Annotated in this window: 13 protein-coding genes; 3 read left to right on the plus strand and 10 right to left on the minus strand. The window is 64.6% G+C overall.

Going from position 1 to position 15,299, the window contains the following annotated elements:
- Nucleotides 1-192: 192 nt before the first annotated feature.
- The 7 genes from QRO91_RS12320 to murJ form a co-directional block, all read right to left on the minus strand.
- Complete coding sequence (locus tag QRO91_RS12320; RefSeq protein WP_152906559.1) at nt 193-771, minus strand: hypothetical protein; 579 nt, start codon at nt 769-771, stop codon at nt 193-195.
- A complete protein-coding gene (locus tag QRO91_RS12325) occupies nt 752-1,348 on the minus strand; it encodes a hypothetical protein (RefSeq protein WP_152906560.1) in 597 nt (198 codons plus the stop codon). The genes QRO91_RS12320 and QRO91_RS12325 overlap by 20 nt, the downstream gene beginning before the upstream one ends.
- A 617-nt stretch (nt 1,349-1,965) precedes the next feature.
- Nucleotides 1,966-2,916: a 4-hydroxy-3-methylbut-2-enyl diphosphate reductase gene (gene ispH / locus QRO91_RS12330; protein WP_049428543.1), complete on the minus strand. Its 951-nt coding sequence runs from the start codon at nt 2,914-2,916 to the stop codon at nt 1,966-1,968.
- Nucleotides 2,917-2,943: 27 nt separating this feature from the next.
- Nucleotides 2,944-3,468 (minus strand): signal peptidase II, encoded by a 525-nt coding sequence (gene lspA / locus QRO91_RS12335; protein ID WP_049428546.1) that lies wholly within the window; start codon nt 3,466-3,468, stop codon nt 2,944-2,946.
- On the minus strand, nt 3,468-6,299 hold the full coding sequence (ileS, locus tag QRO91_RS12340) for an isoleucine--tRNA ligase (RefSeq protein WP_285310411.1): 2,832 nt from the start codon (nt 6,297-6,299) through the stop codon (nt 3,468-3,470). The genes lspA and ileS overlap by 1 nt, the downstream gene beginning before the upstream one ends.
- Nucleotides 6,296-7,243 (minus strand): bifunctional riboflavin kinase/FAD synthetase, encoded by a 948-nt coding sequence (locus tag QRO91_RS12345; RefSeq protein ID WP_197619867.1) that lies wholly within the window; start codon nt 7,241-7,243, stop codon nt 6,296-6,298. Before QRO91_RS12345 ends, ileS begins: the two co-directional genes overlap by 4 nt.
- A 75-nt stretch (nt 7,244-7,318) precedes the next feature.
- A complete protein-coding gene (gene murJ, locus QRO91_RS12350) occupies nt 7,319-8,923 on the minus strand; it encodes a murein biosynthesis integral membrane protein MurJ (protein WP_111112446.1) in 1,605 nt (534 codons plus the stop codon).
- 117 nt (nt 8,924-9,040) lie between these two features.
- On the opposite strand from murJ, the gene rpsT reads away from it, so the two are divergent.
- Complete coding sequence (gene rpsT / locus QRO91_RS12355) at nt 9,041-9,310, plus strand: 30S ribosomal protein S20 (protein WP_005408560.1); 270 nt, start codon at nt 9,041-9,043, stop codon at nt 9,308-9,310.
- A 217-nt stretch (nt 9,311-9,527) separates the two neighbouring features.
- On the opposite strand, the gene cgtA is transcribed toward rpsT, so the two are convergent.
- From cgtA to rplU, 3 genes are all read right to left on the minus strand, one after another.
- Entirely contained in the window at nt 9,528-10,580 is a 1,053-nt protein-coding gene (gene cgtA, locus QRO91_RS12360) for an Obg family GTPase CgtA (RefSeq protein WP_100443651.1), read from the minus strand.
- A gap of 193 nt (nt 10,581-10,773) precedes the next feature.
- Nucleotides 10,774-11,037: a 50S ribosomal protein L27 gene (rpmA, locus tag QRO91_RS12365; protein ID WP_005415704.1), complete on the minus strand. Its 264-nt coding sequence runs from the start codon at nt 11,035-11,037 to the stop codon at nt 10,774-10,776.
- Nucleotides 11,038-11,055: 18 nt separating this feature from the next.
- Entirely contained in the window at nt 11,056-11,364 is a 309-nt protein-coding gene (rplU, locus tag QRO91_RS12370; RefSeq protein ID WP_006424709.1) for a 50S ribosomal protein L21, read from the minus strand.
- 318 nt (nt 11,365-11,682) lie between these two features.
- Between rplU and uvrA the strand changes: the two genes are divergently transcribed.
- Both uvrA and QRO91_RS12380 read left to right on the plus strand, forming a co-directional pair.
- Nucleotides 11,683-14,676, plus strand: coding sequence for an excinuclease ABC subunit UvrA (uvrA, locus tag QRO91_RS12375; protein WP_049427653.1), 2,994 nt, complete (start codon nt 11,683-11,685; stop codon nt 14,674-14,676).
- Nucleotides 14,676-15,083, plus strand: coding sequence for a thioesterase family protein (locus QRO91_RS12380; RefSeq protein WP_049427655.1), 408 nt, complete (start codon nt 14,676-14,678; stop codon nt 15,081-15,083). The genes uvrA and QRO91_RS12380 overlap by 1 nt, the downstream gene beginning before the upstream one ends.
- The last annotated feature ends 216 nt before the right edge of the window (nt 15,084-15,299 follow it).

Consider the following 15,299-nt stretch of genomic DNA (forward strand, 5'->3'; position numbering starts at 1 on the left):
ACAGCGGAGAATCCTCCGATGCTAGGCCTGTAGAGTGCCCTGCCCCATGGCCAAAGGTCATGGGAGAGAGGCTTGCTGAAGGCCTCAGGCAGGGAACCCCTCTAGAATCTCTCGGCACCATTGATGCACGTGCCTTCGAGAGTTTGCTTGCCAGGCCCATCGTCGGCTTGGCAAGCCCTCTGGATTGGGAATCTACTTCGACGCTTCTTGCTTGTAAGCGGCTTCAATGGCCCCCTTTAATCTCGCCGGATCCTCGATCCTGACGCCTGTCAAACATCTGGAACCCGTTGCGTCAAAAAATACCGTGGATGCCGAGCCCCCTTGGAAATGTGCGTAACCGAAAACCGGTGCCGGTGAATCGGCCAGCGGCGCCCATACGATCTTGCCAAGTACCAGTTTTGCCTTCGCAAGGTCCCGATCGATACACCCACCCGATGCCCTTACAACGATCGTAGTCTGGCCTGATCGTTGATCAAGTTCGGTAGCTAGCTCAATACCGCCGAAATTCCGGACAGTCCCGAAAGCAGTCGCGACCTCAGCAAGCGAGCCGTTTTTGATGCCCAAAGCATCAGCGGCGGCATCCGGCCCCGCACTTCGCGCCAACTCCAGCTTCTCGATGTAATCGAGTGCCTCGAGCTGCGAAGCTTTTGCCGCGGAACTCCATGCCTGAGGGGGCGAGGTTGCCGCTACAGCGGCGAGCGGAACAATCATAGGCAAGGTCAGCAATGATTTCACTGACGCCCTAGCAAAATCACCAAGGATAGTTGGCATCGTAGTAGTCCTCGTGCTGCTTGGTATACGTTTTTCCCGACGCGACATGATTGTTATCGCAGAAAACTTTCCCGATATCCACCAACGACTCACCACCCGACCACATGCTCCATAGCTTAGCGGAGTTATCGGAAATCAACGGGACTTCAACAAATCCTTCAGATGCCACGCGAATCTGATCACTCACTACCGCGTTGTTAACTACGGCCTTAGCCTCCCACACGCAATTCCTTTCAACATACTGGGCTTTGGTGATCGGAGCATCAATATTGGGAACACCTGCCTCGTGGTGACCAAGCTCATGACTCAGATAGCCCACAGTTTTATAGAGACCAGGCCAGTCATTGCTTTCGCAAGAGTATGGTGGCACCAATATTTTCGCCGTCAGCGGGTCGTAACTAGGTGGAAGACCGTATGCCCTTACCCCCACATGTGCCTGGATCTGGGAGGTGAGCGTGGTGGAAGCAGCGGAGATGAAGTCTACGCACTGGCCCAAACCAGTTACAGGGAAGGCCTGCGATTTCGCGTAGGTCGGACAAAGAAGTGAGATGATCAAAATCAGGTATTTCCATACCATTTGTTTACCCCTTTCCTTGGATCGCAGCGATCCGACTCAAAAAATAGCGCCAACAGTCCTTTTTCATCATAGGAAAATTCCTAAAGACTCCGCCATTTGCAGTCAATCACACCCGAAACGAGAACGCGTTAAAACTTTTCGGCATCAGGGGCAAGCGTCGGATTTTGAAGAAAAACCGCCATGCGTTCGCAGAGTGAAAGCCCCCCGGCGAGGCCGTTGATGGAACAGCGCATCAAAGCTCGGAGTGTTCAAGTCGCATGATCGCTCATCTGCTCATCTGCTCATCTGCTCAGCCAGCAGTGAGCTGAGTATGGGTCGCGTGTTTATTTGGCAGCTTCCAGCGATGGTACCCTCGATAATCACCATCGCTGCGCCCATCTACTCATGGCGTGAACCTATTTGCGATGCGCAAGCGGGAAAAAGGTCACGCGCGGTGCGCCCATCCACGCATGGCGCGGATCTACTGGGGTGCGTGGGCGGACAAGGTCATGGTCGGTGCCCATCCACGCATGGCGTGGATCTACGGGTGTGCCGACCGGATGCAGTAGATCCACGCCATGCGTGGATGACATGCACCCGGTAGCGCCGGGCCATGCCCGGCGAACAAGCTGCCGCGGTCAGTCGACCAGACGCAGGCGCAGTTCCTTCGGCAGCGCGAATACCATCGATTCCGGCTCGCCATCCAGCTCGCCCACGCCGCTGGCACCCAGCTCGGCCAGGCGTGCCAGCACGCCATCGACCAGCACCTGCGGCGCCGAGGCACCGGCAGTGACGCCGATGTGCTGCTTGCCCACCACCCACGCCGGGTCGATTTCATGCGCGCCGTCGATCAGGTACGACTCCACGCCTTCGCGGCGGGCCAGCTCACTCAAGCGATTGGAGTTGGAGCTGTTCGGCGAACCGACCACCAGCACCAGGTCGCAGCGCTTGGCCAGGTCGCGCACCGCATCCTGGCGGTTCTGCGTGGCGTAGCAGATGTCGTCGTTCTTCGGGCCCTGCATCGCCGGGAAGCGCTCACGCAGCGCATCGATGATGCCGCGCGTGTCGTCCACCGACAGCGTGGTCTGCGTGGTGTAGGCGAAGTTTTCCGGCTGGTTGATGTGCAGCGTGGCGACCTGCTCCACGTCTTCGACCAGGTAGATCTGGCCGGTACCGGCTTCGCGGTTCCACTGGCCCATGGTGCCTTCCACTTCCGGGTGGCCGGCGTGGCCGATCAGCACCACGTCGCGGCCGGCACGGCAGTGGCGGGCGACTTCGAAGTGGACCTTGGTCACCAGCGGGCAGGTAGCGTCGAACACCTTCAGGCCACGGCGCTCGGCTTCCTGGCGCACGGCCTGGGACACGCCATGCGCGCTGAAGATGACCGTGTTGTTGTCCGGCACTTCGTCCAGTTCCTCGACGAAGATCGCGCCGCGCTGCTTCAGATCGTCCACCACGAAGCGGTTGTGCACCACTTCATGGCGAACGTAGATGGGCGCGCCCAGCGTTTCGATCGCGCGCTTGACGATCTCGATCGCACGATCGACACCGGCACAGAAACCACGCGGGTTGGCGAGCAGCACATCCATCAGTTCAATCTCCCGGCAGCGGCCGGCTTACGGTTTCGGGTTGGCATTATCCGCCTTTTTGGCGGACTTGCCTTCGAACAGGCCAAACAGGGCGATGCCGATGGCACCCACCACGATGGCCGAATCGGCGATGTTGAACGAGGGCCAGGTGTAGCTGCCCACGTACCACTGGATGAAATCGACCACGTGGCCGTGCACCTGGCGGTCGATCACGTTGCCGATGGCACCGCCGATGATCAGCGCATACGGCACCGCGGCCTTCCAGTTGCCGCGGGCGGTGCCGCGCAGCCACCAGGCCATCAGGCCGCTGATGGCGATGGCCAGCGCGGTGAAGAAGTACTTCTGCCAGCCACCGGCGTCGCTCAGGAAACTGAACGCGGCGCCGGTGTTGTAGGTGCGGTACCAGTTCCAGAAGCCGTCGATCACAACCACCGGCTGGAACTCCGGCAGGCTCGACAGGACCCAGGCCTTGGACCACTGGTCCAGGCCGATGATGGCGGCCGACAGCAGCAGCCAGACCAGGGCGTTCGGGTGCGGACGGGGCGCGGCCATCAGAACCAGCTCCGCACTTCACCAGCGCCGGTGATGTTGCTCACGCAGCGGCCGCACAGTTCCGGATGGTCGGCGTTGCTTCCGACATCGGCACGGTGGTGCCAGCAGCGCACGCACTTGGCCTTGGTGGTCGGCTGGGCGCTGACGAACACCTCGTCGGTGGTCGCCGGGCGCACCTGCACGTCGCCGCTGATGAACAGGAAGCGCAGTTCATCGGCCAGCGGCTGCCACTTCGCGGCCTGCTCCTCGTTGGCGGCAATGGTGATTTCCGCTTCCAGCGCGGCACCGATCGCGCCGTTGGCACGCATCGGCTCCAGCACCTTGGCCACCTGCTCGCGCACGGCCAGCAGCTGATCGAAGTCGGTGGCGTTGAGCTGGGCATCGGCCGGCAGCGGCGCCAGGCCGTCGTACCAGGTGGTGAACAGCACGTGGCCGGCGCGTTCGCCCGGCAGGTAGCCCCACAGCTCGTCGGCGGTGAAGGTCAGGATCGGTGCGACCCAGCGGGTGAACGCTTCGGCGATGTGGTACATCGCACTCTGTGCCGAACGGCGACCGTGCGAATCGGTCGGCATCGTGTACAGGCGGTCCTTGGTCACGTCCAGGTACAGCGAACCCAGGTCCACGCTGCAGAAATTCAGCAGCAGCTGCACGATCTCGGCCATGTTGTAGCCGTCGTAGGCTGCCTTGATCTTCTCCTGCAGCTCCCACGCGCGATGCACGATCCAGCGGTCCAGCGCGACCATCTTGTCGAGCGGTTGCAGGTGCTGGGCCGGATCGAAGCCGTCCAGGTTGCCGAGCAGGAAGCGTGCGGTGTTGCGCAGGCGACGGTAGGCGTCGGCGTTGCGCTTGAGGATCTCCTGCGACAACGACATCTCGTTGCTGTAGTCGGCCGAGGCGATCCACAGGCGCAGGATGTCCGCGCCCAGCTTGTTCATGATGTCCTGCGGCTCGATGCCGTTGCCCAGCGACTTGGACATCTTGCGGCCGTGCTCGTCCACGGTGAAACCGTGGGTGAGGCACTGCTTGTACGGGGCGCGCTTGTCGATCGCCACGCCGGTCAGCAGCGAGGACTGGAACCAGCCGCGATGCTGGTCGGAACCTTCCAGGTACAGGTCGGCCGGCTTGCCGAAGCCACGCGCGGCGAGCACGCCCTCATGAGTCACGCCCGAATCGAACCAGACGTCGAGGATGTCGGTGACCTTCTCGTAGTCGGCCGCTTCAGCGCCCAGCAGTTCGGCGGCATCCAGCGAATACCACACGTCGATGCCCTCAGCTTCGACGCGGTCGGCGACCTGCTGCATCAGCTCCACCGAACGCGGATGGATCTCGCCGGTCTGGCGATGGGTGAACAGGGCGATCGGCACGCCCCAGGTGCGCTGGCGCGAGATGGTCCAGTCCGGACGACCGTCGACCATGCTCTGGATGCGCGCCTTGCCCCAGCTCGGGAACCAGCCGACGGTATCGATGGCGGCCAGCGCATCGCGGCGCAGGTGGGCCTTGTCCATCGAGATGAACCACTGCGGGGTGGCGCGGAACACCACCGGCGTCTTGTGGCGCCAGCAGTGCGGGTAGCTGTGGCGGATCGGGTGGAAGGCCAGCAGCGAGCCGTTGTCGCGCAACACGCCGACGATGGCTTCCTGCGCCTTCCACAGGTGCTGGCCGGCCAGCACCACGTCGCCGCCCGGCGGCGTCGATTCCAGGTACACGCCACGGCCGTCGATCGGTGTGACCTGACCGGCGTTGTACTTGTCCAGCAGGCCGTACTTCTGGCTGACCACGAAGTCTTCCTGGCCGTGGCCGGGGGCGGTGTGCACCGCACCGGTACCGTCCTCGTCGGAGACGTGGTCGCCGTTGAGCACCAGGATCTCGCGTTCCGGGTAGAACGGATGCGCCAGCAGCTGGTTTTCCAGCGCCGCGCCGGTGGTTTCACCGTGCAGCACGACCTCATCCACACCATAGCGCTGCAGCGCGCGCTCGGCCAGCGCGGCAGCCAGCACCAGCCAACGGCTCTTGCCGTTGTGGGCCGGGCCTTCGGCCAGCACGTAGTTGATCTCCGCACCCAGCGACACCGCCAGCGAGGCCGGCAGCGTCCACGGCGTGGTGGTCCAGATCGGCACCGCCACTTCGACGTCGGCCGGCACGCTCACGCCGAACGCCTGGCCGATGGCCTGTGCATCACGCGCGGCGTAGGCCACATCGATGGCCGGCGATTCCTTTTCCTGGTATTCGATTTCGGCTTCGGCCAGCGCCGAGCCACAGTCGAAGCACCAGTACACCGGCTTGGCGCCACGCACCAGGTGGCCGTTCGCCACGACCTTGGCCAGCGCGCGGATCTCGTTGGCTTCGAAGTCGAAGCTCAGGGTCTTGTACGGGTTGTCCCAGTCACCGGTCACGCCCAGGCGCTTGAAGTCCACGCGCTGGATGTTGATCTGCTCTTCGGCGAACTCGCGGCACTTCTGGCGGAATTCAACGGCGTCGAGCTTGGTGCCGACCTTGCCCCACTTCTTCTCGACTGCGATCTCGATCGGCAGGCCATGGCAGTCCCAGCCCGGCACGTAGGGCGCATCGAAGCCGGCCAGGTAGCGCGACTTGACGATGATGTCCTTCAGGATCTTGTTGACCGCGTGGCCCAGGTGGATGCGGCCGTTGGCATACGGCGGGCCGTCATGCAGCACGAACAGCGGGCGGCCGGCCGCGTTGTCGCGCAGCTGCTGGTAGAGCCCCTGCGCTTCCCACTGCGCCAGAATGCCCGGCTCGCGCTTGGGCAGGTCGCCGCGCATCGGGAATTCGGTGGCTGGCAGGTTCAGGGTGGTCTTGTAGTCCTGGCTCACGCAGTGGCTCGCAATCTATGTTCGGAAAGGATGGCGCGCGCCTGTTCGGCGTCGCGATGCATCTGGTCGGTCAGCGCCGCCAGATCATTGAATTTCTCTTCGTCGCGCAGCTTGGCGACGAATTCCACGTCGATGTGGCGCCCGTACAGGTCGCCCTGGAAATCGAACAGGTGGGCTTCCAGCAGCGGCTCCACGCCCTCCACCGTCGGCCGCGTGCCGAAGCTGGAGACCGATGGCCACGGCTGGTCGAACACGCCGTGCACCCAGGTCGCGTAGATGCCCGACAGCGCCGGGGTCTTCGGGAACCGCAGGTTGGCGGTGGGGAAGCCCAGCGTACGGCCGAGCTGGCGCCCGCGCACCACCCGGCCGCTGATCGCGTACGGACGACCCAGCAGGTCATTGGCACGGGCGAAGTCGCCCTCCTGCAGCAGCTGGCGGATGCGGGTGCTGGAAATGCGTTCGCCATGCAGGTCGATCGCTTCGATTTCGCCCGCGGTGAAGCCCAGTTCGGCGCCCATCTTCTGCAGCAGGGCCAGGTCGCCACGGCGGCGGTTGCCGAAGCAGAACTCCGGGCCGATCCAGACTTCGCGGGCGTTCAGGCGCTGCACCAGCAGCTGGCGTACGAAGGTCTCGGCCGGCATCGCTGCCATCGCCGCGTCGAAGCGCAGCAGGCCGACCGCATCGACGCCGAGTTCGCGCAGGATCTCGACCTTGCTGCGCGCCAGGGTCAGCCGCGGCGGCGGTGTGCCCTGGGCGAAGAACTCACGCGGCAGCGGCTCGAAGGCCACGGCCACGGCGGCCACGCCCAAGGCGCGCGCGCGGGCAACCGCATGGCGCACCAGCGCACGATGGCCCAGGTGGAGGCCGTCGAATGCACCGATACAGACCACGCTTCCGTTGGGGAACAGTTCCCCGCCCTCGACGCTTCTGAACAGCCTGCTCATCAACTCTCGTTCCGGCCCGACCGGGGCCGCCGCTTCAATGGTGTAACCCTGAAGTATAGCCGCCACAAGCGGTGATCAATGCCCGCGCAGGTCGCGCGGGCGGAAGCCCATCGCCACCATGGCCACTGCGTAGGTGGCACCGCCGCCACCGACCAGCAGCGACAGGCTGCCGATCCGCTCCCATACACCCATCGCCGAGAACGCCGGCAGCCAGTGCAGCAGGGCCAGCAGCGCGGCGACCATGGCCAGGCAGGCCAACAGCAGGCGCAGCAGATAGCCGCCCCAGCCCGGCCGGCGCTGGTAGACATCAGTCTTGCCCAGCCAGTACCAGAGCAGGCCCAGGTTCAGGTAACTGGACAGCGCGCTGGCGATGCCCAGTGCCAGGTGCAGGCCCGGCTGCTTGCCGATGGCCGCCATCACGCCCTGCGCTTTCAGCTCGTCCGGCACCATCACCTGGTACAGCACCGCCAGCAGGGCGAAGTTGAACACCATGTTGGCCACCAGTGCGGCCACACCGGCGCGCACCGGGGTCTTGGTGTCCTGTCGGGCGTAGAACGCCGGCAGCACCACCTTCAGCAACGCGAACGCCGGCAGGCCGAAACTCAGGCCATACACCGACAGCGCGGTCATGCGGGTATCGAAGGCACTGAACTGGCCGTGCTGGAAGATGGTCGCGATCAGCGGTTCGGCCAACAGCAGCAGGCCGAGCATGGCCGGCACCGAGATCAGCAGGGTCATGCGCAAGCCCCAGTCCAGCGAGCGCGAGAAGCCCTCGCGGTCGGTGCTGACGTGGTGACGGGCCAGCGCCGGCAGGATCACCGTGCCCAGCGCCACGCCGAACACGCCCAGCGGCAGCTCCAGGAAGCGGTCGGCCAGCGACAGCCAGGACTGCGAGCCATCGGTCAGCTTGGCAGCGATCACGGTGTCCAGCAGCAGGTTGATCTGCGCCACCGAGGAGCCGAACAGGGTCGGCACCATCAGCGTCATCACCTTGCGCACGCCCGGGTGGCTCCAGCCCCAGCGCGGGAGGGTCAGCAGATTGATGCCCTTCAGCGAGGGCAGCTGGAACAGCAGCTGCAGGATGCCGGCGGCCAGCACCGCCCAGCCCAGCGCCAGGATCTGCTTCTCCGGGGTGCCGCCCAGCCGCGGCGCCAGCCACAGCGCACCGGCGATCATGCACAGGTTGAGGATGACCGGGGTCAGCGCCGGCATGGCGAAGCGCTGGAAGCTGTTCAGCGCGCCACCGGCCAGCGCGGTGAGCGAGACGAACAGCAGGAACGGGAAGGTCAGGCGGAACAGGTCGACCAGCAGGCCCTGCTTCACCGGGTCGGTATCAACGCCACTGGAGAAGACCGAGGCCAGCTGCGGCGCGAAGATCAGCGCCAGCGCGGTGACCAGCATCAGCACCCCGCCCAGGGTCCCGGCGGTGCGGGCCATCAGTTCACGCAGCTCGGCGTGGCTGCGGGTTTCCTTCACTTCCGTGAACACGGGCACGAAAGCAGTGGCGAAAGAGCCTTCGGCGAACAAACGCCGCAGGAAATTGGGTACCCTGAAGGCGACCCAGAAAGCATCAGTGATGGCGTTGGTGCCGAACGTGGTGGTCACCACGAAGTCCCGGACAAGTCCGAGAACGCGCGAGACCATGGTCATGCTGCTGAACGACAGCAGGCCCCGCAACAACTTGGGTGAACTCACTCAGCGTCCCTCTTGACAATCGACTTGACGTGCATTTCTTACGCCATCATACTAGCTAGCTTGCTGTTCCCATAACACCGATTTTTTCAGGAAACCACCACCGTGGCCAATATCAAGTCCGCCAAGAAGCGCGCCAAGCAGACCGTCGTGCGCAACGCGCGCAACGTGGCTCAGCGCTCGATGCTGCGCACCGCTGTCAAGAAAGTGATCAAGGCGCTGGACGCCAACGATGCCGCCGGCGCCGAAGCCGCCTTCGCCGTTGCCCAGCCGATCCTGGATCGCTTCAGCGCGCGTGGCCTGATCCACAAGAACAAGGCTGCTCGCCACAAGAGCCGCCTGAACGACCGCATCAAGGCCCTCAAGGCCGCCTGATCCGGCGTTGCCGCCCTGCCCCTCGGGGTTGGGCAGCAGACAAAAGCCCGGCCCTGGCCGGGTTTTTTGTTGCCTGCAGTTTCCACCCTGTAGAGCCGAGCCCATGCTCGGCTGGCCGCGCGAACAGCGGCCGAGCATAGGCTCAGCCCTACAGAAGAGCGGCAACCAACAAAAAACCCGGCCGAAGCCGGGTTTTTCGAGCGGAACCACAACACCATTACTGGGCGTCGCGGGCTTCCTGCTCTTCTTCCTTCTGGCGATCGAAGAAGGCCATGATCCGGCTCATGATCGGGAAGGTGCCTTCGCGGCCCAGCGCGGAGACCAGGAACCACGGCTCCTTCCAGCCCAGCTCGGCGACGATCTGCTCGGCCGCGGCCTTGGCCTCGTCCTCGAACATCAGGTCGGCCTTGTTCAGCACCAGCCAGCGCGGCTTGTTCAGCAGCTCCGGATCATGCTTTTCCAGCTCGCGCTCGATCGCACGCACCTGCTCCACCGGCGAAATGCCTTCCACGCCACCTTCCATCGGCGAGATGTCCACCAGGTGCAGCAGCAGGCGGGTGCGCTGCAGGTGACGCAGGAACTGCGCACCGAGGCCGGCTCCATCCGCCGCGCCTTCGATCAGGCCCGGAATATCGGCAATCACGAAGCTGCGGTAGTTCTCCACCTTCACCACACCCAGGTTCGGGTACAGCGTGGTGAACGGATAATCGGCCACCTTCGGGGTCGCCGCCGAAACGGCGCGGATCAGGGTGCTCTTGCCGGCATTGGGGAAGCCCAGCAGACCGACGTCGGCCAGCAGCTTCAACTCCAGCTTCAGCGTGCGCTCTTCGCCCGGCTCGCCCGGCAGCGCCTGGCGCGGCGAGCGGTTGGTCGAGCTCTTGAAGTGCATGTTGCCCAGGCCGCCGCGGCCACCCTTGGCCACCAGCAGGCGATCGCCGTGCTGGGTCAGATCGCCGATGACTTCATCGGTGGCGACGTTGATCACCACGGTACCGACCGGCACAGTGATGGTCAGGTCTTCGCCGCCCTTGCCATAGGCCTGGCGGCCCATGCCGTTCTCGCCGCGCTGCGCCTTGAAGATGCGGTCATGGCGGAAGTCGACCAGGGTGTTCAGGTTCTCGTCGGCGCGGATGTACACGCTGCCGCCCGCACCGCCGTCGCCGCCGTCCGGGCCGCCGAGCGGAATGAACTTCTCGCGACGGAAGCCAATGCAGCCGTTGCCGCCGTTGCCGGCGAACACTTCGATTTCTGCTTCGTCTACCAGTTTCATTGTTTCGATGCCTGCGATGGGCGCGGCCTGCCTGCCGTCGCCTTGAATGTCACGCCGGCCGCGGGCCGGCAACCCGGCACAGCCGGTCTTGCGTTCACTCTAACGAAAAGCCCCGCCGAAGCGGGGCTCTCCATGCAGCGTGCTCTTCATCCAGCACGGCCATGCCGGGGCATGGGTGCCGGCGATGCCTGGATCAGGCGTCGGCCGAGACGATGCTGACGGTACGACGCTTCTTGGCGCCCTTGACCGAGAACTCCACCTTGCCGTCCACGAGGGCGAACAGGGTGTGGTCACGGCCCAGGCCAACGCCCGAACCCGGGTGGAACTGGGTGCCGCGCTGACGCACGATGATGTTGCCGGCTTCGATGGCCTGGCCGCCGAAGATCTTGACGCCCAGGTACTTCGGGTTGGAGTCGCGACCGTTGCGCGAGGAGCCTACGCCCTTTTTATGTGCCATGACTGCTTCTCCTGATGCTTAGCCGGCGATGCCGGTGATCTCGATTTCGGTGTAGTACTGACGGTGACCCTGACGCTTCATGTGGTGCTTGCGGCGACGGAACTTGATGATCCGGACCTTGTCAGCACGACCCTGGGACAGGACCTTGGCGGTGACGGCAGCGCCCTTCAGCGCATCGCCCAGCTTCACGCCATCGCTGTCGCCCAGCATCAGGATGTTGTCAAACTTGATCTCGCTGCCGACTTCGACTTCGAGCTTTTCGACGCGGAGCTTTTCGCCCTGCGCCACGCGGTATTGCTTACCGCCGGTGACCAGTACTGCGTACATGACCAGACTTCCTCTGTAGTTATTGTGGTCTATGGACTGCCGCCGTCGAGGGCGGACAGGAGCGGGATTGTACGCAGATCAGCGGGCGCGGGTCAAGTCAACCCCTGAACGGACCGGGCGCGCGAGCCGGACCGGGGTCAGATCCCTTTTCACAACGTGAAAAGGGATCTGACCCCTGCCTGTCGGCCCGTCTCACAAGGTGAGACACCGGGCTGGCATTGTCGCCCATTGCCCCCATCTGGTCACCTCGGTAGGCTGACCGATTGCCGTTCCCTGCTGGCCCGGCACCCAGCCAACGCCCCCACAACCGGATTCCCCATGGCGATGGATTTCATCCGCATCCGCGGCGCGCGGACGCACAATCTCAAGAACATCGACCTCGACCTGCCCCGCGACAAGCTGATCGTGATCACCGGCCTGTCCGGTTCGGGCAAGTCCTCGCTGGCGTTCGACACCATCTATGCAGAAGGCCAGCGCCGCTACGTCGAGTCGCTGTCGGCCTATGCGCGCCAGTTCCTGAGCGTGATGGAAAAGCCGGACCTGGACCACATCGAGGGCCTGTCCCCGGCGATCTCGATCGAGCAGAAGTCGACCTCGCACAACCCGCGTTCGACGGTGGGCACGATCACCGAAATCTACGACTACCTGCGCCTGCTGTACGCCCGCGTCGGCACCCCGCGCTGCCCGGACCACGGCTACCCGCTGGAAGCGCAGACGGTCAGCCAGATGGTCGACCAGGTACTGACCCTGGACCCGGAACAGCGCTACATGCTGCTGGCGCCGGTCATCCGCGACCGCAAGGGCGAGCACGCGCAGGTGTTCGACCAGCTGCGCGCGCAGGGCTTCGTGCGCGTGCGCGTGGACGGCGAGCTGCATGAAATCGACGCGGTGCCGCCGCTGGCGCTGCGCCAGAAGCACACCATCGAGGCGGTGATCGACCGCTTCCGCCCGCGCGAGGACATTAAGCAGCGCCTGGCCGAGAGCTTCGAGACCGCGCTGAAACTGGGCGACGGCATGGCCTCGGTGCAGAGCCTGGACACCGCCGATGCCGCGCCGACCCTGTTCTCCTCCAAGTATTCCTGCCCGGTCTGCGACTACTCGCTGCCGGAGCTGGAACCGCGCCTGTTCTCGTTCAACGCACCGATGGGCGCCTGTCCCGGCTGCGATGGCCTGGGCATGGCCGAATTCTTCGATCCTTCGCGCGTGGTGGTGCACCCCGAGCTGTCGCTGGCCGCCGGTGCGGTGCGCGGCTGGGACCGCCGCAATGCCTACTACTTCCAGCTGATCGCCTCGCTGGCCAAGCACTACAGGTTCGACGTCGACGCGGCGTGGAACTCGCTGCCGGAGAACGTGCAGCAGGCCGTGCTCTACGGCAGTGGCGATGAAGCGATCACCTTCACCTACTTCACCGAAGCCGGTGGCCGCACCCAGCGCAAGCACCGCTTCGAAGGCATCATTCCCAACCTCGAGCGCCGCTACAAGGAAACCGAATCGCCGGCGGTGCGCGAAGAGCTGTCCAAGTACATCAGCGAACAGCCGTGCCCGGAATGCCATGGCGCCCGCCTCAACAAGGCGGCACGCAACGTGTTCGTGGCCGACCGCCCGCTGCCGGACCTGGTGGTGCTGCCGATCGACGAGGCGCTGAAGTTCTTCAGCGAGCTGAGCCTGCCGGGCTGGCGTGGCGAGATCGCCTCGAAGATCGTCAAGGAAATCGGCGAACGCCTCGGCTTCCTGGTCGATGTGGGCCTGGATTACCTGACCCTGGAACGCAAGGCCGACACCCTGTCCGGTGGCGAGGCACAGCGCATCCGCCTGGCCAGCCAGATCGGCGCCGGTCTGGTCGGCGTGATGTACGTGCTCGACGAGCCGTCCATCGGCCTGCACCAGCGCGACAACGAACGCCTGCTCGGCACCCTCACCCGCCTGCGTGACCTGGGCAACACGGTGATCGTGGTCGAGCATGACGAGGATGCGATCCGCCTGGCCGACTATGTGCTGGACATCGGCCCGGGCGCGGGCGTGCATGGCGGCGAGATCGTCGGCCAGGGCACCCTGCAGGATATCCTGGAGGCACCACGTTCACTGACCGGCCAGTACCTGTCGGGCAAGCGCGCGATCGAGATTCCTGCGCGCCGGCACAAGCCGAACCCGAAGATGACCCTGCACCTGCGCGGGGCCAGCGGCAACAACCTGAAGGGCGTGGACCTGGCGATTCCGTCGGGCCTGCTGACCTGCGTGACCGGCGTGTCCGGATCGGGCAAGTCGACCCTGATCAACGACACCCTGTTCTCGCTGGCCGCCAACGAGATCAATGGTTCCTCGCACCCGATCGCCCCGTACAAGGAGATCGATGGCCTGGACCTGTTCGACAAGGTGGTGGACATCGACCAGTCGCCGATCGGCCGCACCCCGCGCTCGAACCCGGCCACCTACACCGGCCTGTTCACCCCGCTGCGCGAGCTGTTCGCCCAGGTGCCCGAAGCGCGTGCGCGTGGTTATTCGCCGGGCCGTTTCAGCTTCAACGTGCGTGGTGGCCGCTGCGAGGCCTGCCAGGGCGATGGCCTGATCAAGGTCGAGATGCACTTCCTGCCGGACGTGTACGTGCCATGCGATGTCTGCCACGGCAAGCGCTACAACCGCGAGACGCTGGAGATCCTGTACAAGGGCTTCAACATCAACGACGTGCTGGAAATGACCGTCGAGGATGCGCTGAAGCTGTTCGAGCCGGTGCCGTCAATCGCCCGCAAGCTGGAAACACTGGTGGACGTGGGCCTGAGCTACATCAAGCTGGGCCAGAGCGCGACCACGCTGTCCGGTGGTGAAGCGCAGCGCGTGAAACTGTCCAAGGAGCTGTCGCGCCGCGATACCGGCCGTACCCTGTACATCCTCGACGAGCCGACCACCGGCCTGCACTTCCACGACATCGAAGCGCTGCTGGGCGTGCTGCACAAGCTGCGCGACGAGGGCAACACGGTGGTGGTGATCGAGCACAACCTCGACGTGATCAAGACCGCCGACTGGATCGTCGACCTGGGCCCGGAAGGCGGCCATCGCGGTGGCACCATCCTGGTCACCGGCACGCCGGAAGACGTGGCGGCCTGCCCGCAGTCGTACACCGGCCAGTTCCTGGCCCGCATGCTGCCCTCCACCAGCGCGCGCCCGGAACAGCCGGCCGCGGTGGCCAACAAGCCCGATGCCCGGCCGCCGCGCAAGGTGAAACCTGAGAAGCCGGCCAAGGTGGCGAAGAAGGCGGTGGCCGCCAAGAGCACCGGCAAGGCCAGCAAGAGCACGACGAAGAAGAAGGACGCCTGATGAGCAGCGAACACAAGATCCTGGCCCGCATCCCGATCAGCGTGCGCTGGCGCGACATGGACAGCATGGGCCACGTCAACAACGCCAAGTACATTTCCTACCTGGAAGAAGCGCGCGTGCGCTGGATGCTGGGCGTGGACGGCGTATCGATGACCGACCGCATCGCACCGGTGGTGGCCGCGACCAACGTCAATTACAGGCTGCCGATCGTGTGGCCCAACGACATCCTGGTCGAACTGTTCGTCGAGCGCCTGGGCAACAGCAGCGTGACCATCGGCCACCGCATCGTCGACCAGCAGGACGATTCGAAGCTGTATTCGGACGGCAACGTGGTGGTGGTCTGGATGGATACGCAGACCGGCAGGAGTGCGCCGCTGCCGGAGGCGATCCGCAGCGCGTCGACCTGACGCGCATCGGGGAGTGGGGGGGCCGGGGGGGGGCTCCCCACAGATATCACTCCTCGCCGCCCGGCGGGGGGCGCGTCCTTCCATAATAAAACACAGAACCTTTTAACACGACACTAAACCGCGCCCTTGTCGCCCGGCCGATGTCGTACGACAACGACCTCGTAACCCGCTGCCATCGCTGGGGGTGGGTACGACCACTCGGGCTAAAATAAAAAT

This window comes from Stenotrophomonas maltophilia group sp. Smal32 (assembly GCF_030237085.1).
Classification (GTDB): domain Bacteria; phylum Pseudomonadota; class Gammaproteobacteria; order Xanthomonadales; family Xanthomonadaceae; genus Stenotrophomonas; species Stenotrophomonas maltophilia_Q.